The organism is Achromobacter sp. 2789STDY5608615 (genome assembly GCF_001298995.1).
Taxonomy (GTDB): domain Bacteria; phylum Pseudomonadota; class Gammaproteobacteria; order Burkholderiales; family Burkholderiaceae_B; genus Achromobacter; species Achromobacter insuavis.
Genome location: NZ_CYTY01000002.1, coordinates 124,192 through 147,414 on the forward strand (window position 1 = coordinate 124,192; position 23,223 = coordinate 147,414).

The 23,223-nt window shown below is 68.7% G+C and carries 19 protein-coding genes; 12 read left to right on the top strand and 7 right to left on the bottom strand.

All coding sequences use genetic code 11. From position 1 onward, the window contains the following. Positions 1-54 precede the first annotated feature (54 nt). The gene (locus tag AOZ49_RS02195; protein ID WP_054431942.1) at positions 55-1,524 is read left to right on the top strand and encodes an NAD-dependent succinate-semialdehyde dehydrogenase; all 1,470 of its coding nucleotides are present in this window, start codon (positions 55-57) and stop codon (positions 1,522-1,524) included. 198 nt (positions 1,525-1,722) lie between these two features. After that, positions 1,723-2,577, top strand: a complete 855-nt coding sequence (locus AOZ49_RS02200) for an inositol monophosphatase family protein (RefSeq protein ID WP_054431943.1) — start codon at positions 1,723-1,725, stop codon at positions 2,575-2,577. A 192-nt stretch (positions 2,578-2,769) separates the two neighbouring features. On the opposite strand, the gene AOZ49_RS02205 is transcribed toward AOZ49_RS02200, so the two are convergent. The 7 genes from AOZ49_RS02205 to AOZ49_RS02235 form a co-directional block, all read right to left on the bottom strand. After that, positions 2,770-3,597 (bottom strand): NAD-dependent protein deacetylase, encoded by an 828-nt coding sequence (locus AOZ49_RS02205; protein WP_054431944.1) that lies wholly within the window; start codon positions 3,595-3,597, stop codon positions 2,770-2,772. A gap of 91 nt (positions 3,598-3,688) precedes the next feature. Further along, positions 3,689-4,636, bottom strand: coding sequence for a serine O-acetyltransferase EpsC (gene epsC / locus AOZ49_RS02210; protein ID WP_054431945.1), 948 nt, complete (start codon positions 4,634-4,636; stop codon positions 3,689-3,691). A 183-nt stretch (positions 4,637-4,819) separates the two neighbouring features. Further along, the gene (gene galE, locus AOZ49_RS02215) at positions 4,820-5,872 is read right to left on the bottom strand and encodes a UDP-glucose 4-epimerase GalE (protein WP_054431946.1); all 1,053 of its coding nucleotides are present in this window, start codon (positions 5,870-5,872) and stop codon (positions 4,820-4,822) included. 13 nt (positions 5,873-5,885) lie between these two features. Further along, positions 5,886-7,559, bottom strand: a complete 1,674-nt coding sequence (gene pgi / locus AOZ49_RS02220) for a glucose-6-phosphate isomerase (RefSeq protein WP_054474195.1) — start codon at positions 7,557-7,559, stop codon at positions 5,886-5,888. Between the two features lie 13 nt (positions 7,560-7,572). Further along, a complete protein-coding gene (locus AOZ49_RS02225) occupies positions 7,573-8,976 on the bottom strand; it encodes a phosphomannomutase/phosphoglucomutase (RefSeq protein ID WP_054474196.1) in 1,404 nt (467 codons plus the stop codon). An 18-nt stretch (positions 8,977-8,994) separates the two neighbouring features. Then, a complete protein-coding gene (locus AOZ49_RS02230) occupies positions 8,995-11,256 on the bottom strand; it encodes a GNVR domain-containing protein (RefSeq protein WP_054431948.1) in 2,262 nt (753 codons plus the stop codon). Positions 11,257-11,270: 14 nt separating this feature from the next. After that, positions 11,271-12,407 (bottom strand): polysaccharide biosynthesis/export family protein, encoded by a 1,137-nt coding sequence (locus AOZ49_RS02235; protein ID WP_054431949.1) that lies wholly within the window; start codon positions 12,405-12,407, stop codon positions 11,271-11,273. Between the two features lie 247 nt (positions 12,408-12,654). On the opposite strand from AOZ49_RS02235, the gene AOZ49_RS02240 reads away from it, so the two are divergent. The 10 genes from AOZ49_RS02240 to AOZ49_RS02285 all read left to right on the top strand — a co-directional run bounded on the left by AOZ49_RS02240 (position 12,655) and on the right by AOZ49_RS02285 (position 23,217). After that, a complete protein-coding gene (locus tag AOZ49_RS02240; protein ID WP_054474197.1) occupies positions 12,655-14,064 on the top strand; it encodes an undecaprenyl-phosphate glucose phosphotransferase in 1,410 nt (469 codons plus the stop codon). 73 nt (positions 14,065-14,137) lie between these two features. After that, the gene (locus AOZ49_RS02245; protein WP_156333210.1) at positions 14,138-14,599 is read left to right on the top strand and encodes a GDP-mannose mannosyl hydrolase; all 462 of its coding nucleotides are present in this window, start codon (positions 14,138-14,140) and stop codon (positions 14,597-14,599) included. 31 nt (positions 14,600-14,630) lie between these two features. Further along, positions 14,631-16,028 carry a mannose-1-phosphate guanylyltransferase/mannose-6-phosphate isomerase gene (locus tag AOZ49_RS02250; RefSeq protein ID WP_197286687.1) on the top strand — a complete coding sequence of 466 codons (1,398 nt, stop codon included), beginning with the start codon at positions 14,631-14,633 and terminating at the stop codon, positions 16,026-16,028. Between the two features lie 37 nt (positions 16,029-16,065). Next, positions 16,066-16,428 (top strand): VanZ family protein, encoded by a 363-nt coding sequence (locus tag AOZ49_RS02255; protein WP_054431979.1) that lies wholly within the window; start codon positions 16,066-16,068, stop codon positions 16,426-16,428. A gap of 10 nt (positions 16,429-16,438) precedes the next feature. Further along, positions 16,439-17,548, top strand: coding sequence for a GDP-mannose 4,6-dehydratase (gmd, locus tag AOZ49_RS02260; RefSeq protein WP_054431952.1), 1,110 nt, complete (start codon positions 16,439-16,441; stop codon positions 17,546-17,548). Positions 17,549-17,554: 6 nt separating this feature from the next. Beyond that, the gene (locus AOZ49_RS02265; protein WP_054431953.1) at positions 17,555-18,508 is read left to right on the top strand and encodes a GDP-L-fucose synthase family protein; all 954 of its coding nucleotides are present in this window, start codon (positions 17,555-17,557) and stop codon (positions 18,506-18,508) included. A 30-nt stretch (positions 18,509-18,538) separates the two neighbouring features. Then, complete coding sequence (locus AOZ49_RS02270; RefSeq protein ID WP_054474199.1) at positions 18,539-19,855, top strand: lipopolysaccharide biosynthesis protein; 1,317 nt, start codon at positions 18,539-18,541, stop codon at positions 19,853-19,855. Positions 19,856-19,875: 20 nt separating this feature from the next. Next, positions 19,876-20,778 carry a glycosyltransferase family 2 protein gene (locus AOZ49_RS02275; protein WP_006390298.1) on the top strand — a complete coding sequence of 301 codons (903 nt, stop codon included), beginning with the start codon at positions 19,876-19,878 and terminating at the stop codon, positions 20,776-20,778. 23 nt (positions 20,779-20,801) lie between these two features. Then, entirely contained in the window at positions 20,802-22,094 is a 1,293-nt protein-coding gene (locus tag AOZ49_RS02280) for an O-antigen ligase family protein (protein ID WP_054431955.1), read from the top strand. Beyond that, on the top strand, positions 22,087-23,217 hold the full coding sequence (locus AOZ49_RS02285; protein WP_054474200.1) for a glycosyltransferase: 1,131 nt from the start codon (positions 22,087-22,089) through the stop codon (positions 23,215-23,217). Before AOZ49_RS02280 ends, AOZ49_RS02285 begins: the two co-directional genes overlap by 8 nt. The last annotated feature ends 6 nt before the right edge of the window (positions 23,218-23,223 follow it).

Consider the following 23,223-nt stretch of genomic DNA (forward strand, 5'->3'; position numbering starts at 1 on the left):
GAGGGGGAAGCGCGCAGCGCTTCGGGGGTGGGCCTAACTCTTAGGACTATTGCAATGACTTCTTTGACCCATCCCCTGGCGCGCCCGGAACTGCTGCGCGACGCCTGCTACATCGACGGCAAGTGGGTATCCGCCGGCAACGGCCCGTCGATCCCCGTGGACAACCCCTCCACCGGCAAGACCATCGTGTCGGTGCCCAAGCTGGGCCGCAAGGAGACCGAGCAGGCCATCGCCAGCGCCGAGGCCGCCCTGCCCGCCTGGAGCGCCAAGACCGGCAAGGAACGCGCCGCGATCCTGCTGAAGTGGGCCCAGCTGATGATGCAGAACCAGCAGGACCTGGCCGCCATCATGACCTCGGAACAGGGCAAGCCCGTGACCGAGGCCGCCGGTGAAATCGCCTACGCCGCCTCGTTCCTGGAGTGGTTCGCCGAGGAAGCCAAGCGCATCGACGGCGACGTGCTGCAAAGCCCCAAGGCCGGCCAGCGCCTGCTGGCGCTCAAGCAGCCGATCGGCGTCACCGCCGCCATCACGCCGTGGAACTTCCCCGCCGCCATGATCACCCGCAAGGTCGGCCCGGCCCTGGCCGCCGGCTGCACCATGGTGGTCAAGCCCGCCCAGCAGACGCCGCTGACCGCGCTGGCGCTGGCGGTGCTGGCCGAGGAAGCCGGCGTGCCGGCCGGCGTGTTCCACGTCATCACCGGCAGCTCGCGCGAGATCGGCGCGGCGCTGTGCGAAAGCGACGTGGTGCGCAAGCTGAGCTTCACCGGCTCGACCGAAGTCGGCCGCACGCTGATGGAGCAATGCGCCCCCACCATCAAGAAGCTGTCGCTGGAACTGGGCGGCAACGCGCCGTTCATCGTGTTCGACGACGCCGACCTGGACCGCGCGGTCGACGGCATCCTGGCCTCGAAGTACCGCAACGCCGGCCAGACCTGCGTCTGCGCCAACCGCATCTACGTGCAGGCCGGCGTGTACGAGGAAATCGCCAAGCGCCTGGTGGCCAAGGTCAACGCCATGAAGGTCGGCGACGGCTTCGGCGACGGCGTGACGCAGGGTCCGCTGATCGACGCCAGCGCGGTCGAGAAGGTGCAGGAGCACATCGCCGACGCCACCGCGCACGGCGCCAAGGTCATCGCCGGCGGCAAGCCGCACGCGCTGGGCGGCACGTTCTTCGAGCCGACCGTGGTGCGCGACGTGACCCAGTCGATGCGCTTCGCGACCGAGGAAACCTTCGGCCCGGTGGCGCCGCTGTTCCGCTTCGAGTCCGAAGAGGAAGTCATCGGCATGGCCAACGACACCATCTTCGGCCTGGCCGCCTACTTCTTCACCCGCGACTACGCCCGCATCTGGCGCGTGTCGGAGGCGCTGGAGTACGGCATCGTCGGCATCAACACCGGCCTGATCTCCAACGAAGTCGGCCCGTTCGGCGGCGTCAAGCAATCCGGCCTGGGCCGCGAGGGCTCGAAGTACGGCATCGAGGAATACCTCGAGATCAAGTACCTCTGCGTCGACCTGGGCGCCTGAGCGCGTCCTGCCTCCCCCGGGCGCCCGCCCGGGGGAAGATAAACGGGGCTCCGGTCCCGTTTATCCCCAGGAATTGTGGACAACCTGGCAGATAACTCCTGCACAGGTACAAAATCCCCTTTAAGTTCATGCGGTTATAAATCGCGATCAAATGCCGCCCAGGCGTGATAGATTTGCGCGTTCCCTGGACGAGCGACTATGAGCAGAACCTTTACCCGTGAGGACACCCGCAAGCTGGCCGGCATCCTGGCCGAAGCCGCGCAGGCGGAGGTCATGCCGCGCTTTCGCAACCTGCCCGAGGGCAGCGTGCGCGACAAGAGCTCGCCGCGCGACCTGGTGACCGACGCCGACGAGGCCGCCGAGCGCCTGATCGCCGCGCGCCTGTCCAAGCTGCACCCGGGCGCCGTGCTGATCGGCGAGGAAGCCTCGACCCGCAACCCCGCCCTGCTGAACATGCTGGTGGACGCCGATCTGGCGTTCCTGATCGACCCCATCGACGGCACCCGCAACTACGTCGCCGGCCTGCCGCTGTTCGGCATGATGATCGCGGCCTGCCATCGCGGCGACGTGATCGCCGGCGTGATCTACGACCCGGTCAGCCGCGACAGCGCGCTGGCGGTGCGCGGCGAAGGCGCGTGGATGGAGTACGAGAACGGCAAGCAGGCGAAACTGGCGGTGGCCAGCCCCGCGCCGCCCGAGGACATGGACGGCCTGATCTCCACCGGCTTCCTGCCCGAGCCGCTGCGCACCACGGTCAACGGCAACCTGTCGCGCCTGGGCAGCACCGCCAACCTGCGCTGCGCCGCCCATGAATACCGCATGCTGGCGGCCGGCCACAGCCACGTCGCCCTGTACAACCAGCTGACCGCCTGGGACCACGCGGCCGGCTGGCTGCTGCACCGCGAGGCCGGCGGCTACGCGGCGCGCTTCGACGGCTCGCCGTACAAGCCCACCCACCGCAGCGGCGGCCTGCTGTACGCCCCGGACGCGGGCAGCTGGCACGCGGCGCGCAAGGCCCTGCTGGGCGATGACATCCCCGACGCCGAAGGCTGAATACCGGGGCCAGATGACCACGCGTTGGTCGAAAATGGCCCCAACATGCTCACAAAATCGGGGTAATCCCTAGGAATTATCCACAGTATCTGTGGACAACCCTATGGAAAGGTCTGTAACGGCGCAAAAAAATCCTTACAGGGCGGGCACTTGGTTAAACCGGTCAAAAACCGGCCGCTGTCCGTCCCGCTTTTATGCCGCCGTCAGCGCCTCCAGCGCCATGGCGCTGGGCAGCTCGACCTTGAGCGTCAACAGGTTGTCGGCCCGGGTGCGGCCCAGGTTGATGGCCGCGATGGGCATGCCATTGCGCGAGGCGGCCGTGACGAAGCGGTAGCCCGAATAGACCATCAGCGACGAGCCCACCACCAGCACCGCGTCGGCCGCCATCAGGCCGGCGTTGGCGCGGTCGACCCGCTCGCGCGGCACGGTCTCGCCGAAGAACACCACGTCGGGCTTGACGATGCCGCCGCAAACCGGACAGGGCGGCACCTGGAACGTGGCGAAGTCCACGCCCTCCAGGTCGGCGTCGCCGTCGGGCGCATCGTCGGCCTCGAAGGCGATCCAGCCGGGGTTGCGCTGGTGCAGCGCGTCCTGCCAGGCGTCGCGGCCGCCGCGCCAGTCGCAATTCATGCAGCGCACCTGGTCGAGCCGGCCATGCAGGTCGACCACGTCGCGGCTGCCGGCGGCCTCGTGCAGGCCATCGACGTTCTGCGTCACCAGGATCGACACCCGGCCGCGCTGCTGCAACTGCGCCAGCGCGCGATGGGCGGCATTCGGCTGTACCTTGCCAAAACGGCGCCAGCCCACCATGCTGCGGGCCCAGTAGCGCGCCCGCGCCAGTTCGGCGCCCATGAAGGTCTGCAGCGTCATGGGCGGCGAACGTTTCCATTCGCCGTCGGTGTCGCGGTAGTCGGGAATGCCGGAATCGGTGCTGACGCCCGCCCCGGTCAGCACGAACAGCCGCGGGTGGCGGTCGACGAAGCCGCGCAGCGCGGCCAGATCCGAAACACGTGTGTCCATCCAGGCTCCCGTATCGAATCCCGGGGGTCAGTGCCGCCCAGGCGAGAAACGGGCGGCGCCAGGGCCGCCCAGCCGAAACGCGGACGCCGTATCAGCCGCCCAGGCCACAATCCGGCATGTCGCTGACCAGGCTGGCCTGGGTCACGTTGCTGCCCGGCGGCACGCTGCGCGTGAGCCAGACGTTGCCGCCGATGGTCGAGCCCTTGCCGATGGTGACGCGACCCAGGATGGTGGCGCCCGCGTAGATGACCACATCATCTTCGATCAGCGGGTGGCGCGCCAGGCCTTTCTTGAGTTCGCCGTTCTCGCCCGGCGGGAAGCGCTTGGCGCCCAGCGTGACCATCTGGTAGAGCCGCACGCGGTCGCCGATGATGGCGGTTTCGCCGATCACCACGCCGGTGCCGTGGTCGATGAAGAAGCTGCGGCCGATGGTCGCGCCCGGATGGATGTCGATGCCGGTGTCGGCATGCGCGATCTCGGCCACGATGCGCGCCAGCATCGGCACGCCCAGGCGGTACAGCACGTTGGCCAGGCGGTGGTGGATCATGGCGGCCACGCCGGGATAGCACAGCAGCACCTCGTCGACGCTGTGCGCGGCCGGGTCGCCCTGGTAGGCGGCGGTCACGTCCAGGTCGAGCGCGGCGCGCACGCGCGGCAGCTCGGCGCCGAACTGGCGCACGATCTCGATGGCGCGCAGCTGCGAATCGGCCAGCAGCGCCGGATCATCGCGGCCGACGTACTGCAGCTCCAGGCCGACCTGGTGCAGCAGCGCGTCCAGCGCCGCGCCGATGGTGTGGCCGACGTAGAAATCCTCGACTTCCTCGCGCAGGTCGATGGGCCCCAGGCGCATCGGGAACAAGGCGCCACAGAGATCCTTGATGATCTGGCGCAGGCTTTCCTGCGACGGAAACTCGCGCAGGCCGGCGTCTTCGCGCAGGCGGCCGCGCGGACCGCGCCAGGCCACGCGCGCCTCGCGCAGGCCCGAGACGATGCTATCCAGGTTCCAGTGGGCGGAAGGAAGGTAGGCCGGGCCGCTCATAGGAACAGCCCCTGCTGGGCGCCGGACGGAACGGCAGACAAAAGAGAATCGAACATGAGGGGGCCTCGATGACGGTGCATCGCCCGCGGCGGCGGGGCCGCGCGGCGATGCTGCTTTGCAATATATCCGTCAACTGTAACCGCTCGGCCCGCTTCGCGGAACCCATCCGACACGGCGCAGGGGTTATGGCGGCGGCGGATCGGTGTCGTAGCCGCTCGGGTTGCCCTGCTGCCAGCGCCAGCCGTCGGCGCACATGGCCTCGACCCCGCGGGTGCTGTGCCAGCCCAGCAGCGACGCCGCCAGCGCCGGGTCGGCCCACATCCGCTCGATATCGCCGGGGCGGCGCGGCCCGGTGCGCAGCGGGATGCGGCGCTGGCTGACGCGCTCGAACGCATGCACCAGTTCCAGCACGCTGGTGCCGCGTCCCGTGCCCAGGTTGACCGCCACGAAGCCGGGATGGCCGGCGGCGTAGGCCAGCGCCTGCACGTGGCCCTGCGCCAGGTCCATGACGTGCAGGTAATCGCGCACGCCGGTGCCGTCCGCGGTGGCGTAATCGTCGCCGAACACGTTCAGGAACGGCTGCCGCCCCACCGCCACCTGCGTGATGTACGGGAACAGGTTGTTGGGCACGTCGCGCGGGCTCTCGCCGATCTGGCCGCTGGGATGCGCGCCGATCGGATTGAAGTAGCGCAGCGTCACCGCGCCGAAGGCCGGCTCGGCCGCGCACAGGTCGCGCAGCATCTGCTCGACCATCAGCTTGCTGCGGCCATACGGATTGGCCGGCGCCAGCGGATGCGCCTCGGTGAACGGCAGCGAGCGCGGTTCGCCATAGACGGTGGCCGACGAGCTGAACACCACCCGCGTCACGCCCTCGTCGCGCATGGCGCGCAGCAGCGCCACCGAGCCCGCGACGTTGTTGTCGTAATACTTGAGCGGGTCGGCCACCGATTCGCCGACGGCCTTGCAGCCGGCCAGGTGCAGCACCGCCTGCACCGGCTCGCCGCGCCGCGCCTCGCGCGCCAGCAGCGCCTGCACCAGGCCGGTCTGGCGGATGTCGCCCTGCACCAGCGGGATCGGCGTCCCGCACAGGCGCTCGACCCGCCGCACCGCCTCCGGGCTGCCGTTGCTGAAGTTGTCCAGCACCAGCGGCCGCTGGCCGGCGGCCAGCATCGCCACCAGGGTATGGGCGCCGATGTAGCCGGCGCCGCCCGTGACCAGCACGCGCATCTCGCTCATGCCCGGCTCCCCGTCAAAGATGCGCCGCCACGCCGGGCAGCCAGGCATGGCGCGGCTGCGGCGCCTGGGCGTGGCCACGGTAGCGGTCGATCCAGTACGAGGTGGACGCGTCGTGGCCCCAGTCGACCACGCCGGCCGACACCGGCACCGCCAGCTCGCGCTCGATGCCGGTGGCCAGCCGCTTGCCCAGCTCCACGCCCCACTGGTCGAAGGGATTGACGCCCCACACCACGCTCTGCACGAACACCTTGTGTTCATACAGCGCCAGCAACGCGCCCAGCGCGCGCGGCTCCAGCTGGCGCAGCACGATCAGCGTGGACGGCCGCCCGCCCGGATGCACCATGTGGTGCGCCAGCGTCAGCGCCTGCTCGGGATCCTCGACATGGGCCACGTCCAGCAGCGCCTGCTCCAGGTCCTTGCCGCGCAGCAGCGCCTGGCGCTGCGCCAGGCAATTGGCCAGCAGCATGCGGTGGGCGTCGGGGCTGTCCGGATGGCCCTGCAGGCTGGCGATGAAATCGACCGGCGCGCCATGCGCGCTCTGGTGCAGCCATTGGAAGAAGGTGTGCTGGCCGTCGGTGCCCGGCATGCCCCAGATGATCGGCGCGGTCGGCACGTCCACCGCGGCGCCGTCGCCGCCGACGCGCTTGCCCAGCGATTCCATTTCCAGCTGCTGCAGATAGGTCACCAGGTGCAGCAGACGCGCGCTGTAGGCCGCGATGTTGAGCGAGCCGTGGCCCAGCACGCTGCAATTGACCAGGCCGGCCAGCGCCAGCTGCACCGGCGCGTTGGCGCCCAGCGGCGCCTGCTGGAAATGCTGGTCCATGGCCTCGGCGCCGGCGCGCATGCCGATCAGCACGTCCGTGCCGACGGTCAGCGCGATCGACAGCCCGGCCACCGACCAGACCGAATAGCGTCCGCCGACCCAGTCGCACATGCGGAGCACCTGGCTCGCCGGCACCCCGAGGGCGCGCGCTGCGGGCGCGTTGGCGGTGACCGCCGCCAGGTGCGCGGACGGATCGGCCACCCCGCCCTGCCGCAGCCAGGCGATGGCGGCGCGGGCGTTGTGCAGGGTCTCGGCGGTGGTGAAGGACTTGGACGACACCACCACCAGGCAGCGGCGCGGGTCCAGCCCGGCCACCGCGTCATGGAAAGCATGGCCGTCGATGTTGGAGACGAAGCGGATCTGGCGGCGCTGGCCCGGGCCGCCGAAGGCCTGGATCGCCAGGCGCGGGCCCCAGTCGCTGCCGCCGATGCCGATGTGCAGCACGGTGGCGAAGTCGGCGTTCTGGTCGACGTGCCGCACGAAATCGGCCATGCGCGAATACTCGCAGACCGAATCCCGGTCCTGGCCGTCCGGCTGCTCGCGGGTGCGGCCGGCCCGCAGCGCGGTGTGCCAGGCCGGCTTGCCCTCGGTCCAGTTGACCGGTCCGCCGGAGAACAGCGCCTGCCGCGCCGCATCCAGGCCGCGGGCGCGCAATAGCGCCAGCGCGGCGGCGTCCAGCGCGGGCGACTGCCGCTGCATGGTCAGGTCCACGCACAGGCCCGCCGCCTCGATCACCTTCAAGGCGCCCGCATCCAGCGCGGCGCCGTGCGCCGCTTGCGCGAAAGCGCGCCATTCGTGGCTGGCGGCGAGGCTGTCGGCCTCGGCCGCGGCCTCGGCCTCTCTCGCAAAATTCGCATTACCCATCGCGTGATGCTCCTTAGAACGGTAAACGGATATGGGGGGCAACGCGCCGGAACGCATTGCGGAAGTCCTCCTCGATGCGGGCCAGGGCGGCCACGGAGTCTCCTTCGAAGCGCAACACCACCGTGGGCGTGGTGTTCGACGGCCGCGCCAGGCCGAAGCCGTCGGCGTAGTCGACGCGCACGCCATCCAGGTCGTTGATGGACAGCGCGCCCGGGAACTGGCCGCCGGCGCGCAACGCCTCGACCAGCTCGAACTGCTCGCCCTGGGTGGTTTCCAGCTTGATTTCGGGAGTGGCGCAGGACTGCGGCAGGCTCTCCAGCAGCGCCGACGGATTGGGCGCGCCGGACAGGATCTCCAGCAGCCGGGCGGCGGCGTAGATGCCGTCGTCGAAGCCGTACCAGCGCTCCTTGAAGAAGATGTGGCCGCTCATCTCGCCGGCCAGCAGCGCGCCGGTCTCGCGCATCTTGGCCTTGATCAGCGAATGGCCCGTCTTCCACATGGTGGCCTTGCCGCCGGCCTCGGTGATGGCGCGCGCGACGTGGCGGCTGCACTTGACGTCGTAGAGGATCTCGGCGCCCGGGTTGCGCGCCAGCACGTCGCGGGCGAACAGGATCAGCTGGCGGTCGGGCCAGATGATCTGGCCCGACTTGGTCACCACGCCGAGCCGGTCGCCATCGCCATCGAACGCCAGCCCGACTTCGCAGTCGGAGTAGCGCAGGCAATAGATCAGGTCCTGCAGGTTCTGCGGATCGGCCGGGTCCGGGTGGTGCCCGGGAAAGGCGCCGTCCACCTCGCAGAACAGCTCCGTGACCTCGCAGCCCAGCGCCCGGAACAGCGCCGGCGCCACCGCGCCGGCCACGCCGCTGCCGCAATCGATGGCGATCTTCATCGGCCGCGCCAGGCGGATGTCGCCCACCAGCCGCGCCGCGTAGCACGGCTGGATCTGCATCTGCGTGCAGCCGCCGGCCACGCTGGCCGACTCGATCGGCAGGCGCATGGCGTCGCGCAGCGCGGTGATGCCGTCGCCATACAGCGACGCGCCGTCCAGCACGATCTTGAAGCCGTTGCGGGCCGGCGGATTGTGGCTGCCGGTGACGGCGATGCCGGCGCCGGTGTCCATCAGGCGGGCCGCGAAATAGACCATCGGCGTGGTCGCCATGCCGATGTCGATCACGTGCAGGCCGGCCGAGCGCAGCCCGGCCTGCAGCGCCGCCGCCAGTTCGACGCTGCTCAGGCGCCCGTCGCGCCCCACCACCATGGCGCGCGCGCCCAGTTCCAGCGCCCGCACGCCGGCCGCCATGCCCAGGCTGTGGGCGAAGCGCGCGTCGATTTCATCAGGCACCGTGCCGCGTATGTCATACGCCTTGAAGACCGCATCCAGGATCTGCGGGGTTTCCCAGCCAAACGTTCCATGCATGCCAGTTCTCCGCGGAGGTTACTTGGGGCCGTTCTGCTTGAAATCACCGTAATAAGCCGCCCGCGAATAGCGGTATCCGCCATACTTGGAGCGGAACCCGAAACGCTCGGGCATCAGCTTCAGACCGTTGAACAGCACCCCGTCGACCGGGGCGCCGGCCTGGATCAGGCGCTTGGCGGTTTCGCGGATCTCGCCCACCGTGTTCATGCCGGAGCGCACCACCACCATGACCGCCGCCGCATGCGTGCCGACCACCGCCGCGTCGGGCGAGGACAGCACCGGCGCGGTGTCCAGGATGACCATGTCGTACTGGCTGGCCAGTTCGCGCAGGGTCTGGCCGAAGATCGGCGAGGCCAGCAGCTCCGAGGGATCGAAGCTAACCGCGCCGGTGGAAATGAAATCCACCCCCTCCGACACGCTGTGCTTGCGCACGCGCTCCAGCGGCAGCGTGCCGGACAGCACCTCGAACAGGCCGTCTTCCTTGGGCACGCCGAAATAGCGGTTCAGCTGGCCCTTGCGGAAGTCGGCGTCGATCAGCAGCACGCGCTTGCCGACCCCGCCCTGGATGAAGGCGAAGTTGGCCGACAGGAACGACTTGCCGACGCCCGCCACCGGGCCGGTGAACATGACCATGTTGTTGGCCGACTGGCGCAGCGAGGCCTGCAGCACGTTGCGGAAGGAGCGCAGGCTCTCGATCGGCGGCGCGGTGCTCTGGCTTTGCGCCAGCAGCGCCGGCACCGTGGCGTTCTTGCGCCGGCTGCGGCGCCACAGCTTGTCCTGCAGGTCGCTATGGGGAATCGCGGCCAGCACCGGCAGGCCGGTGTAGCGCTCGACGTCATCGGGCTCCGACAGGCCGCCGAACAGCGCGTTGCGCACGAAGGCGCACAGCACGCCGAAGATCAGGCCGATGGCCGTGGCCACGGCGATGATGATGGCGGCCTTGGGACGAACCGGCTTGTCCGGCTGCACCGCCGCGTCCAGGATGCGCACGTTGCCGACCTTGCCGGCGCGGATCAGGCGCAGCTGCTGGGCGTTGTTCAAGAGGCCCGTGTACAGCTCGGTGTTGACGCGCACGTCGCGCACCAGCCGCACCACGTCCTGCTCCAGGTCAGGCAACTGCTTGATGTTGTTGCCGATGCGGTTGACGTCGCCGGTCAGCGAGGCGATCTGGCGGTCGATGGCGACGATGCTCGGATGGGTCGGCGCGAACCGGGTGATCAGCTCCTGGCGCTTGGCGCGCAGTTCCATCACCTTGGTCTGGGCGTCCACCGATTGCGCCAGGATCAGCTTGGCCTCTTCGCTCAGGTCGATGGTGCCGCGCTTGTTGCGCAGCGAGTTGTACTTGGTCTCGGCCGCGTCCAGTTCGCGCTTGAGCTGCGGCAGCTGCTGGTCCAGGAAGGCCAGCGACTTCTCGGCCTGCGCCGACTTGCGGTTGACGTTCTGCTGCACGTACTCCTGGCCGATCTGGTTCAGCACCGCCGTGGTCAGCGCCGGATCGTTGCCTTCCAGCGTCACCCCGATCACGCCCGAGGTGCGGCCGCGCTCGAAGATGCCCAGGCGCGACTGCACGTCCTCGATCGCCGCCAGGCGCGAGGTGCGCGACACGGTGTACTCCGTGCCGGGCCGGCCGTTGAGCGCATCGACGTGCACGTCCAGCGCGCCGCCGCCGGGCAGCAGGAAATGCTCGGGCTTGCCGACCGTGCCGTTGAAGGTGGCGCCGGTGAGCTTGTCGTTCAGGGTGTAGGCCCCTTCGCCCAGGTTGGTGATGCGAAAGGGCTTGCCCAGCCATTCGTTGGGCACGTCCAGCTGCGAGATCGAGATCGACTCGCCGCCCCAGGCGTAGCCGCCGCGGGGTAGCCCGGACGGATACGGCAGGCTTTCGTGGCGCTGCGCCAGCCACTCGCCCACCACCGGGAAATAGCGCGGCTTGGCGTGGATGTACAGCATGAACTTGTCGACGGCCGGCCCCACCACCATGCGCGAGCGCAGCACCTCCATTTCGCCGGAGGTCTCGGCCTTGGTGTCGAAGATGGCCGAGACGTCGCCCAGCAGGCTGCGGTTCTGGCCTTGCGGCAGCTCCTCCTCCACCTGGACGATGATGTCGGCCGAATAGACCGAGGGGGTCACCATGACGTAGGCGACGGCCCCCAGCAGCGCGATCAGGGTGATGGCGATGATCAGCCAACGGTTGGAGAAGATGGCGTCCACGTGCGAGGACAGCGGGGTTTCCTGCTGGCGAGCCGGGACGGAGGGCTCGAACGATTCGATGGGCAACGGCATGCAGCTCTCCAGGGTTACTTGATGGAATGCACGGTCTGTACCGTTTGTGCGCTCGGGAACAGATTGCTGATGAAGCGGTTCCACCGCACCAGTCCAGCCGTATCCACGAAGACGACATCCTTGGGTTGCAACTCGAACTTCTCCGCCACCGCGTAAGCCTGCGGCGAGGCGGCATTCAGGTGGAACACCAGCGGCGTGGCCTGCTCGGTGCTGCGCACCACGAACACTTGCGACGAGTCCGCGGTCAGCTGGTTGGGCCCTCCCGCCACGCCCAGCGCCTCGTTCAACGTCAACCTGCCATCGCGCATCACGATGGTGGCCGGCGTAGTCACTTCGCCGGTCACGAACACCTTGCTGTCATCCCTCGGGGTCACCCGGACGATGTCGCCCGACTTCAGCATGACCTGGTTCAAGTCCTGGCCGCGGTCGATCAGCGCGGGCAGATTCACGCGCGTCTTCTTGCCTTCGCGGATGACATAGACGCTGCTGCGGTCACCCGTGGGCAGTACGCCGCCCGCGCGGTTGATCGCTTCCAGCAAGGTCATGGGAATGTCGTTGATCGCCACCGTGCCTGGCGTCTTCACCTCGCCTTCGACGTAGACCCGCTTGCTGCGGTAGCCCAGCACGCGCACCGTGATCTGCGGGTCCTGGATGTATTTGCCCGAACTATTGACTATGAGATTGCGCGCCTGAAGTTCAGTCAACCCCGCCACTTTCAGCAGTCCCGTATAGGGAAATTGGATATATCCAGTGGAGGAGACCGTATACCCCGGAATGCCCGATGCGGTGTCCCCGAAGGCTAGTTCGGTCACCCCAGTGCCAATGGCGTAGGTTTGCGTCGGAAGCACGAGCTCGGGGTGATCCCAGACCACGATCGAGAGGATGTCCCCGGGGCCGATGCGATAGGGCTCGGCCTTGTCGACCAGCCGCGAAACGCCGTCGTTGTCCAGCAGCGCCTGACGCGCGCGGTTGTCGTCCAGCACCAGGGAGGGCGTGATCTCCTTGATCTGCGCCACCGAGTTCGGATCCAGGGGATCGACCAGGTGCTTGGCGTCAAAGGTCATGCCGGGAGAAAGGGCGCAGGCGCCCAGCGAGGACACGAGCGCAATGGCTGCGATGGCTCGGCTCAACGTTCCGAAAAATGTCGTCATGGCGAATCCACTGTGAATGACTTCGTTGCTTGGAAAGGAGCCCGATGCGTAACGGGTTGCGACATTCCACTCTCTTTTCCAGCCCCCGCACATTCGACGGATGCCCTAAGCCTTCTCCTACATCGTTTGGAGGTTTCGGGTGCGCCGGGCACTCAATAAGATTTCGACGGTAGCCACATGCTTTGCGGCGGTGCACCGTTGTTTTTCGCGCGGCCGCAGGGCGACTCCCCGAACAAAGGAGTACGCGATGGACCCGTCCCTTACGGACACGTCGGCGAGATCGAATCGATCCAGCTATCTGTACCGGCTGTTGGATGCCGCGATCGTCATCATCTGCGGCCTCGCCGTCACCGAGCTGAAGTTCTCGGATGAGGCGATGGCGGATCCTCCGCAGATCCACCTGTTCCTGATCTACCTGTGCGGCCTGGGCGTCATCGCGCTGTTCCCGGCCTTCCGTCTCTATGTCTCCTGGCGCGGCCGCCGCCTGACCGACCTGGTGGTGCGCAGCCTGGCGGCGTGGGCCCTGGTGTTCGCGCTGGGCATCCTGGTCAGTTTTCTCATGCATCAGAGCGCGGCGGTATCGCGCTTGTGGGCCGCGACCTGGTTCGGCTCCGTCGCCCTGGCGCTGGCCGGGGTGCGCCTGGCGGCCTACACCGTCCTGGGCGCGGCGCGCGACCGCGGCCTGGACCGCAAGCGCGTGCTGCTGGTCGGCTTCGGCGCGCTCGGCCACGACCTGTGGCGCCGCGTCGAACGCTACCGCGAGGCCGGCTACGAGGTCGCCGGCATCTACGCCGAAGCCCACGAGAACCTGCCGCCGCAAGTCCGGCGCCTGCACGAGCTGGATGCGTTGCACGGCTTCGTGCGCGAGAACGACGTGCGAGAAGTCTGGATCGTGCTGCCGATGGAGGCCGGCCAGGAATTGCGCGAAGTGCTCTACCACCTGCGCAACGACCTGGTCGACATCCGCTGGATCCCCGACGTGATGTCGATCCGGCTGCTGGGCCACCGCATCGGCGAATTCCTCGGCCTGCCCGCCATCCAGCTCAACAGCCTGCCGGCCGCCGGCGTGCGCGGCCTGGCCAAGGAAGCCTTCGACCGCGCCTTCGCGCTGTGCGCGCTGGTGGGGCTGTCGCCGGTGATGCTGACGGTGGCCTGCCTGGTGAAGCTGACCTCGCGCGGCCCGGTGCTGTTCACCCAGCCGCGCCTGGGCGTGGACGGCAAGGTGTTCCACGTCTACAAGTTCCGCACCATGACCGTGCACCAGGAGCACGGCGTGGTCACCCAGGCCACCCGCAACGACGCCCGCATCACCCGCATCGGCGGCTTCCTGCGCCGCACCAGCCTGGACGAACTGCCGCAGTTCCTGAACGTGCTGCGCGGCGACATGTCGGTGGTCGGCCCGCGCCCGCACGCGCTGGAGCACAACGAGCTCTACAAGGACCTGGTGCAGCGCTACATGATGCGCCACCGCGTCAAGCCGGGCATCACCGGCTGGGCCCAGGTCAACGGCCTGCGCGGCCAGACCGACACGCTGCGCAAGATGAGCGACCGCGTCGAGCACGACATCTATTACATCCAGCACTGGACGTTCCGGATGGACCTGATCATCATCGCCCGCACGGCGGTCTCCGGATGGACGGGCCGAAATGTCTACTGAACCGCTCGGCTGGCCCCTGATCGTCCCGGCGCGCGTGCGCTTCGCGCCCGGCCCGGCCGCGCCGGCCCCCGGCCTGCTGGCCGAGGACGACTTCCGCCGCGCGGTGGAGATGCTGCCGCTGGTGTCCATCGACCTGCTGCTGCGCGACGCCGAGGGCCGTTACCTGACCGGGCTGCGCAGCAATCCGCCGGCCCAGGGCGCCTGGTTCGTGCCCGGCGGCCGCATCCGCAAGAATGAGACGCTGGCTCGCGCGCTGCAGCGCATCGCCCGCGAGGAACTGGGCGTGACGCTGCCGCCTCACGCCTGGCGGCCGCGCGGCGTGTACGAACACTTCTATGACACCAATTTCGCCGGCGAGCCCGGCCGCGCCACCCATTACGTCGTCCTCGCCTACGAGGCCGACCTGACGCTGGACACCGCCAGCCTGCCGCTGGGCCAGCACCGCCGCTACCGCTGGCAGTCCCCGGCGGCCATCGCCGCCGATCCCGGCGCGCATCCGAACACCCAGGCCTACTTCAAGGAGTCAGCGCCATGACCCACCCCCACCCCCCCCCTATCGGGCCGTCATTCTCTGCGGCGGTTCGGGTTCGCGCCTGTGGCCCCTGTCGCGCGAGCTGCTGCCGAAGCAGTTCATCCGTTTGACCGATGACCGCAGCCTGCTGCAGAACACCCTGCTGCGGCTCGGCTCGGCCGGCGCCCAGGCGCAGCCGATGCTGGTGTGCAACGAGGCCCACCGTTACATCGCGGCCGAGCAGGCGCAGGAACTGGGCATCCAGGACGCCGAGATCGTGCTCGAACCGCACGCCCGCAACACCGCGCCCGCCATCGTCGCCGCCACGCTGCGGGCGATGCGCGACGGCGAGGACCCGGTCATGCTGATCATGCCGTCCGACCACGTGCTGGAGGACGGCCCGGTGCTGGCCGCCGCCTTCACCGAGGCCTACCAGGCCGCGCGCCAGGGCGCCCTGGTGACCTTCGGCATCACGCCGACGGCGCCGCTGAGCGGCTACGGTTACATCCAGGCGGCCGAGTCCGACGCGCTGGCGCCGGCGCGGCGCGTGCGCCGCTTTGTCGAGAAGCCCTCGCCCGAAGTGGCGCAGCGCTTCATCGAGACCGGCAGCTACTACTGGAACAGCGGCATGTTCGCCTTCCAGGCCTCGGTGTTCCTGGCCGAAATGGAGCGGCTGGCGCCGCGCATCCTGGAGCAGGTGCGCGCGGCGGTGACCGCCGGCCATGGCGAGAACAGCCTGTTCCAGCTGGACGGCCCGGCCTTCGAGGCCTGCCCCAGCGACTCGATGGACTACGCCATCATGGAACGCACCGACAGCGCCGTGGTCATCCCGCTGGCCGCGCCGTGGAGCGACGTCGGCGCCTGGGACGCGGTCTGGGGCATCGCCCGCAAGACGGCCGAGGGCAATTCCACCAGCGGCGACGTGATGGTCGAGGACTCGCGCAACTGCCTCATCCATTCGACCAGCCGGCTGGTGGCCTCGGTGGGACTGGACGACATCGTGGTGATCGAAACGGCCGACGCCGTGCTGGTGGCGCACAAGTCCCGCTCGCAGGACGTCAAGCGGCTGGTGGAGGCTTTCAAGGTCCAGCACCGCAGCGAGATGAACCATCACCGCGAAGTGCAGCGGCCGTGGGGCTCCTACGACTCGGTGGGCCAGGGACCGCGCTACCAGGTCAAGCGCATCACCGTGAAGCCGGGCGCGCGCCTGTCGTCGCAGATGCACCATCACCGCGCCGAGCACTGGGTGGTGGTGTCGGGCACCGCGCGCATCTACAACGGCGACAAGCAGTACCTGCTGACCGAGAACCAGTCGACCTACATTCCGCTGGGCGAGGTCCACAGCCTGGAGAACCCCGGCAAGATCCCGCTGGAGATCATCGAGGTGCAATCCGGCGCCTATCTGGGCGAGGACGACATCGTCCGTTTCCAGGACATGTACGGCCGTGTCTGAGCCCCGGCGCGCGGCCTCCTCCTTCTGGCGCCCGGGCGTGGCGCGGGTCTGCCTGCCCGCGGCGGCGCTGTTCTTCCTGACGCTGGTCACGGTGGGCAACCTGCCGGGCCTGGCGGCCGAAATGTCGGCCACCTTCGGCGACAAGCGCCTGCACCTTGCGGCCTACGCCTTTCTGACGGTGCTGATCTACGCCTCGGTGCGTCGCCGGCCCGCGTTGACGGCATTGGCGACGGTGACGGCGCTGGGCGCGCTGGACGAAACCATCCAGTCCTTTTTTGCCTATCGACAAGCTGATCTCTTAGACCTTCTGGCCGATATCTCCGCGGCGGGTGCGACAGTAATCTCGTTGAACATCGGTTCCGCAGCCTTCGGCTCCTTTCGTGCAGTGACTAAGTCTTAAGGATAAAACCATGCCAAAACGGGCACTGATTACCGGCGTCACCGGACAGGACGGCGCATACCTGGCCGAGTTCCTGCTGGCCAAGGGCTATGAAGTCCATGGCATCAAGCGGCGCGCGTCGCTGTTCAATACCGCGCGCATCGATCACCTGTACCAGGATCCGCATGACCAGCCGCGCAACTTCGTGCTGCACCACGGCGACATGACCGACTCCTGCAGCCTGATCCGCATCGTGCAATCGGTGCAACCCGACGAGATCTACAACCTGGCGGCGCAGAGCCACGTCGGGGTGTCGTTCGAAGAGCCGGAGTACACCGCCAACGCCGACGGCCTGGGCACCCTGCGCCTGCTGGAAGCCATCCGCATCCTCAAGCTGGAGGACAAGGCGCGCTTCTACCAGGCCTCGACCTCCGAGCTGTACGGGCTGGTGCAGGAAACGCCGCAGCGCGAAAGCACGCCGTTCTATCCCCGCAGCCCCTACGCCGCGGCCAAGCTGTACGCCTACTGGATCAGCGTGAACTACCGCGAGGCCTACGGCATGTATGCCTGCAACGGGATCCTGTTCAACCACGAATCGCCCAAGCGCGGCGAGACCTTCGTGACGCGCAAGATCACCCGCGGCCTGGCCCGCATCGTGCTGGGCCTGCAGGAATGCCTGTACCTGGGCAACCTGTCGGCGCTGCGCGACTGGGGCCATGCGCGCGACTACGTCGAAATGCAGTGGCTGATGCTGCAGCAGGACACGCCGGAGGACTACGTCATCGCCACCGGCATGCAGTACAGCGTGCGCGAGTTCATCAATACCGCCGCGCGCGAACTGGGCATCCTGCTGGCGTGGGAGGGCGAAGGCCTGAACGAGACGGCCACGGTGCTGTTCAGCCCGGTGCACGACATCAAGGCCGGCCAGGTGATCGTGCGGGTCGACCCGCGCTACTTCCGCCCGACCGAGGTCGAGACCCTGCTGGGCGATCCGACCAAGGCGCGCGAAAAGCTGGGCTGGTCGCCCCGCACCACCTTCGCCCAGCTGGTCAAGGAGATGGTCGAGAGCGACCTGAAGGACGCGCGCCGCGATGCCCTGGTGGAGCAGAACGGCTACGAAATCTACGCCTACAAGGAGTAGCCCGCCATGAGCCATCAGGATCAACGCGTGTTCGTGGCCGGCCATCGCGGCATGGTGGGCGCGGCGCTGGTGCGCGAGCTCCAGGGGCGCGGCTACCGCCAGGTCATCACGCGCAGCCACAGCGAACTGGACCTGGAGAACCAGAACCAGGTGCACCGCTTCTTCTCGACCACGCCGGTCGACGTGGTGTACCTGGCGGCCGCCAAGGTCGGCGGCATCCTGGCCAACCAGAACCATCCGGTGGACTTCCTCTACCGCAACCTGATGATCCAGTGCAACGTGATCCGCGCCGCCTACGCGGCCGGCGTGCGCAAGCTGCTGTTCCTGGGCTCGTCCTGCATCTATCCGCGCGACGCGGCGCAGCCGCTGCGCGAGGACGCGCTGCTGACCGGCCCGCTGGAAGCCACCAACGAGCCCTACGCCATCGCCAAGATCGCCGGCCTGAAGCTGTGCGAGGCCTACCAGCGCGAATACGGCGCGCACTTCGTCTGCGCCATGCCGACCAACCTGTATGGCCCGCACGACAACTACGACCTGCACAGCAGCCACGTGCTGCCGGCGCTGATCCGCAAGTTCCACGAAGGCCGCGAGGCCGGCGACGACAGCGTGACGCTGTGGGGCAGCGGCAAGCCGCTGCGCGAATTCCTGTACGTCGACGATCTGGCGCGGGCCTGCGTGATGCTGATGGAAACGCCGTCGGCCGAGGGCATGTACAACATCGGCGCCGGCCAGGACCTGTCCATCGCCGAACTGGCGCGGGTGGTGGCGCAGGTGGTCGGCTACCAGGGCAGCATCGTCTACGACGCCAGCAAGCCCGACGGCACCCCGCGCAAGCTGATGGACTCGTCCAGGGTGCGCGCGCTGGGCTGGAAACCGGAGATCTCATTGACCCATGGGGTGACGCTGGCCTATGGCCATTTCCTGCGCGAGCAGGTGCGTCCGCCGCTGCCCGTGGCCTGAGCGCCACGCCAACCGAGCACAGGCCTACCGATGTACCGACTCATCAGGCAGCACGTCGCCGGCAATGCCTCGTTCTGGGGGCTGGTGGAATATGGCATCGGCCCGGTCGCGGCGCTGGTGGCGCTGCCCATCCTGTTCCGCCAGCTGGGTACGGTGGGCTTCGGCCAGTACTCGATGATCATCGCGCTGGCCGGCTTCGGCAACGCCGCCAACCTGGGCGCCGCCGTGACCGCCACCAAGCTGGTGTCCGAACGCATACACGAACCGGGCGGCGCCTACCGCGCGGCTGGCGTCGCCATGTCGCTGATCGGCTGCGCGCTCGGCGTGGTGACGGCGGCCGCGGCGCTGCTGTGGGGCGTGGTGTGGCTGGGCTGGCCCGCCGCCACCTTCGGCGGCGTGGCCGTGACGCTGCTGGCCATGCCGGCGCTGGCCGTCTACCTGACGCAGCAATACGACCAGCTGATGTCCGGCTGCCTGAAGGGCCGCGAGGACTTCCGCGCCACCGCGCTGTGCGAGGTCTTCAGCCGCAGCGGCACCATGGCCCTGGCCTGCGCCACCGCCTGGCTGACCGCCTCGCCCACCTGGACCGGCCTGGCCCAGGCCGTCGGCCTGCTGCTGGCCGGCTCGGTCAAGATGCGCGTGTTCGCGCGCCGCTACGGCCATGCGCTGGTGCGCCCGGTGCGCGACCGCGGCGCCATGCTGGCGGCGTTCAAGTTCTCGCGCTGGTCCTGGCTCAACAGCCTGAGCGCGCTGGCGTTCGGCTCGGTCGACCGGGTGCTGGTGGGCAGCCTGATGGGGCCGGCCGCGCTGGCCATCTACACGGTCGGCGTGCAGGTCGGCCAGATGATCCACACCGCGTCGGTGGCGATCTTCCAGAAGGCCATGCCGCGCGTCAGCCGCCTGGCCGCCGCGCCGCCGCACCCCGGCGCCGCCGAAGAGGAAATCCGCCGCCTGATGTGGTGGAACCTGCTGCTGTCGGCCGGCGCCACCGTGGCGGTGCTGGCGGTCAGCCAGCCGCTGCTGGACCTGCTGCTGGGCCACGCGGTGGCCGCAGGCCACCTGGGCACCTTCCGCCTGCTGATCGCCGCCTCCGGGCTGCTGTCGCTGAATGCCGCGGCGCATTTTTCCCTGCTCGGGCTGGGCAATTCGCGCGCGGTCGCCATTCTCAACGGCCTGGGCGGCCCGGCCATGCTGTGCGTCATGGCCGTCCTGGTGCAAGCGGCGGGCGAGCACGCCGCGGCCTGGGGCCGCATGGCCTATGCGGCGATCACGCTGGCCGGCGTGGCGCTCGCCATCCGTCAATCCCGGCCCGACTACCCGGGCGCAATGCCTGCGGCCACCCGGTAGTGAACATGCTGAGGTCTTATATGCGCAAGCGTCACAACGAGTACTCGCGTCAACTGATCGACTTCGTGAGCGAGCTGCGCCCGCCCGCGCCGATCGCCGGCGGCCTGTTGCCCAAGCTGACCATCGTGACCCCCTCGTTCAACCAGGCCCGCTTCCTGGAACGCACCATCGTGTCGGTGCTCAACCAGGGCTATCCGCGGCTGGAGTACATCATCATCGATGGCGGTTCGACCGATGGCAGCGTCGACATCATCCGCAAGTACGAGCGCTACCTGACCCACTGGGAAAGCGCGCCCGACCGCGGCCAGTCGCACGCCATCAACAAGGGCTTCGAGCGCGCCACCGGCGACTACGTCGGCTGGCAGAACTCCGACGACCTGTACTACCCGGGCGCGCTGCGCAAGCTGGGCGCGGCGGCGGCGCGGGGCCGGGCGCCGATCGTCAGCGGCAACCTGTTCGTGGCCGACGCCGACAACCACATCTTCCGCAAGATCCACTACACCCCCGTCAACCGCGGCACGCTGACCGTGGTCAAGGCCTCGATCCCGAACCAGTCGGCGATCTTCCGCCGCGACCTGCTGCTCAAGCACGGCCTGCTGCAGGAAAGCATGCGCTACTGCATGGACCTGGAACTGTGGAGCCGCCTGCTGCGCGAGGGCCGCAACCAGATCGTGCCGGACGCGATGGGCGTTTACACCGCCCATGACGAGACCAAGACCGCGCTGATGCAGGACGTGCTGCTGGAGGAGCGCCAGCAGATCGTCGAGCGCATCCGCCGCACCGAACCGGGCATGGGCAAGCTGTTCGGCCTGTCGTGCCGCGCCTCGCAGGTGGCGGCGCACGCGCGCCAGGGCGACCTGTCGTACCTGGTCGAGAAGCTGGCCATCAAGCTGTTCGGACGCGACGACTGGGCCGCGCACTGACCCCACCCAGCCATGGAGCCGCCATGCATCCGCACCGCCGTCTTTCCACGCTGCACCTGCTGGGCCTGTTCGCCTTCACCGCGCTGGCGCTGAACGACGACCACTTCATCCTCGGGGTGGGCAGCTTCAAGCTGTCGCCGTTCGACGTGCTGTTCGTCGCCATCCTGGTGGTCAAGGCGCTGCGGCTGGCGGACCCCGCCGCCTACGCCCTGCCGCGCGGCACGCTCGGCATGCTGCTGGGCCTGCAGGTGCTGACGGTGATCTACCTGCTGCTGGTGTCGCTGCATCATCCAGGCATCGAGACCGGCGACGTCGCGCGCGACCTGCGCATCGTGTTCTATTTCCTGAGCGTGCCGTTCCTTTGCTACAAGGACATCGACAGTCCGGCGGCCTACGCGCTGCTGCAGAAGTACATCGTGGCGGCGTGCCTGGCCGTGGCCACGCTGATGCTGCTGGAGCAGTTGCAGGGCTTCAGCGTCGCCAACCCGCTGCGCAACGTGCGGCTCGGCGTCTGGGCGATTCCGTTCGGCGTGGTGTCGCTGCTGTACTTCCGCAAGACGCTCAACGTGTCCGGCCCCAAGGCCTACGCGCTGACGGTGTACATGCTGCTGGCGCTGGTGTTCTCGCTGAACCGCAGCCAGTACCTGCAGTTGATGGTGTCGGTGCTGCTGGCGGTGATGCTGGCGGCTGGTTCCGATGTGCGCCGCCGGGTGGTGATGATCTTCGCGCCGGCCGCCGTGGCCGGCATCCTGGTGTTCGCCAGCATCGGCTACCTGGACGTGCTGACCAACCGCGTCTTCAGCGTCGAGCGGCTGGACGAGGACTCCAGCTACGGCGCCCGCATCCAGGAGATGCAGGGCCAGATGGACTCGTTCGCCGAAAGCCCGGTGTTCGGCAAGGGCGCCGGCTTTCGCAGCTGGGTGATGGGCGAGAACGGCTTCGAGCTGAGCACCTTCGCGCACAACTCGTGGGCCTTCTACCTGATGAAGTTCGGCATCGTCGGCACGGTGATGATCATGCTGCCGCCGTTGCTGATCCTGCTGCTGTCGCTGTTCCGGCGCTACGCCCATCCCGGACTCGAACTGCACCGGCGCTACTTGCTCGCCACGGCGCCGATCTACATCTTCATCGACTCGCTCTCGGGGGGCCTGGCGTACGCCCCCAAGACCGCCTTCACCGGCTTCCTGCTGTGCTACTGCCTGTCGCTCATCCGCAATGCCCGGGCCATGCCCGTGCCCACGCCCGCACCCGCGGCTCCCAGCCCCCGTCCGGACACCACGCACCGGGCGTCACCGCGAGTACTGCCCCATGCCTGATGTCCTGTTCGTCGCGCCCGACCTGCACGGCGGCGTTGGAAGATGCGTCGCCTTCATCGCCGATGCCCTGCCCGAACGGGGCGTGGACGCCGCGCTGTTCCTGCTGCGTTCGCGCAACCGTGAATACCCGGTCGCCAATCCGCGCGTGACGCGGGCCCTGCCGGTGATCGAATCGCCCACCTCGCTGCGGCTGATGCTGCCGGTGGCGTTCTGGCGGCTGCTGGCGCAGATCCGCCGCGACCGCCCCGCCATCGTCTGCTCGCACGGCCTGCTGTGCAACATGCTGGTGGTGCTGGCCAAGAAACTGCTGCGCGGCAAGCTCGCCACCGTCGCCTTCGAGCACAGCAGCCCCGCCATCCATTACGGCGCCTCGCGCATGCGGCGGCTCAAGTGCTGGCTGGTGAGCCAGACCTACCGGCGCCACGACGCCGTCGTCGGCGTATCGCGCGGCGTCAAGGAAGACCTGGTCAGCATGTTCCCGCCGCTGCGCGGCAAGGTGCGCACCATCTACAACGGCGTGCCGCTGGACGACGTGCGCGAGCAGAGCGCGACGCCGCCGGCGTCCGAACCGGTGGCCACGCCGTACCACGTGGTCGCGGTCGGCCGCCTGGAGGCCGTCAAGGACTATGCCACCCTGATCGACGCCGCCGCGCTGCTGGACGACCCCGGCATCCGCTTCACCATCCTGGGCGAGGGCTCGGAACACGCCGCCCTGCAAAAGCGCATCGACGCGCGCGTCTCGCGCAGCCCGGTGACGCTGGCCGGCCACATCGACAACCCGTTTCCCGTGATCGCCGGCGCCGGCGCTTTCGCGCTGACCTCGGTGCGCGAGAGCTTCGGCAACGTGCTGGTCGAGGCCCTGTGCCTGGGGGTTCCCGTCATCTCCACAGATTGTCCGCACGGGCCGGCCGAGATCCTCGACGCCGGCCGCTACGGGCTGCTGGTGCCGGTGGGCGACGCGGCGGCCCTGGCCGCAGCGGTGCGCCGCCTGGCCTACGACGGCGACATGCGCGCGAGACTGGCGGCCGACGGCCCCGGGCGCGCCGACGCCTTTTCACTGGAGCGGCACTGCCGCGACGTCATCGAGCTGTTCCAGCCGCTGATGCGGCGCGGCGCCTCCTGAAAGGAA

Excerpts from the sequence above, each read along its gene's own strand:
- AOZ49_RS02280 (WP_054431955.1), top strand. The coding sequence starts at position 20,802 with ATGCATCCGCACCGCCGTCTTTCCACGCTGCACCTGCTGGGCCTGTTC.
- AOZ49_RS02240 (WP_054474197.1), top strand. The coding sequence starts at position 12,655 with ATGGACCCGTCCCTTACGGACACGTCGGCGAGATCGAATCGATCCAGC.
- pgi (WP_054474195.1), bottom strand. The coding sequence starts at position 7,559 with ATGGGTAATGCGAATTTTGCGAGAGAGGCCGAGGCCGCGGCCGAGGCC.
- AOZ49_RS02270 (WP_054474199.1), top strand. The coding sequence starts at position 18,539 with ATGTACCGACTCATCAGGCAGCACGTCGCCGGCAATGCCTCGTTCTGG.
- AOZ49_RS02275 (WP_006390298.1), top strand. The coding sequence starts at position 19,876 with ATGCGCAAGCGTCACAACGAGTACTCGCGTCAACTGATCGACTTCGTG.
- AOZ49_RS02205 (WP_054431944.1), bottom strand. The coding sequence starts at position 3,597 with ATGGACACACGTGTTTCGGATCTGGCCGCGCTGCGCGGCTTCGTCGAC.
- gmd (WP_054431952.1), top strand. The coding sequence starts at position 16,439 with ATGCCAAAACGGGCACTGATTACCGGCGTCACCGGACAGGACGGCGCA.
- AOZ49_RS02230 (WP_054431948.1), bottom strand. The coding sequence starts at position 11,256 with ATGCCGTTGCCCATCGAATCGTTCGAGCCCTCCGTCCCGGCTCGCCAG.
- AOZ49_RS02195 (WP_054431942.1), top strand. The coding sequence starts at position 55 with ATGACTTCTTTGACCCATCCCCTGGCGCGCCCGGAACTGCTGCGCGAC.
- AOZ49_RS02265 (WP_054431953.1), top strand. The coding sequence starts at position 17,555 with ATGAGCCATCAGGATCAACGCGTGTTCGTGGCCGGCCATCGCGGCATG.
- AOZ49_RS02235 (WP_054431949.1), bottom strand. The coding sequence starts at position 12,407 with ATGACGACATTTTTCGGAACGTTGAGCCGAGCCATCGCAGCCATTGCG.
- AOZ49_RS02200 (WP_054431943.1), top strand. The coding sequence starts at position 1,723 with ATGAGCAGAACCTTTACCCGTGAGGACACCCGCAAGCTGGCCGGCATC.
- galE (WP_054431946.1), bottom strand. The coding sequence starts at position 5,872 with ATGAGCGAGATGCGCGTGCTGGTCACGGGCGGCGCCGGCTACATCGGC.
- AOZ49_RS02225 (WP_054474196.1), bottom strand. The coding sequence starts at position 8,976 with ATGCATGGAACGTTTGGCTGGGAAACCCCGCAGATCCTGGATGCGGTC.
- AOZ49_RS02285 (WP_054474200.1), top strand. The coding sequence starts at position 22,087 with ATGCCTGATGTCCTGTTCGTCGCGCCCGACCTGCACGGCGGCGTTGGA.
- epsC (WP_054431945.1), bottom strand. The coding sequence starts at position 4,636 with ATGAGCGGCCCGGCCTACCTTCCTTCCGCCCACTGGAACCTGGATAGC.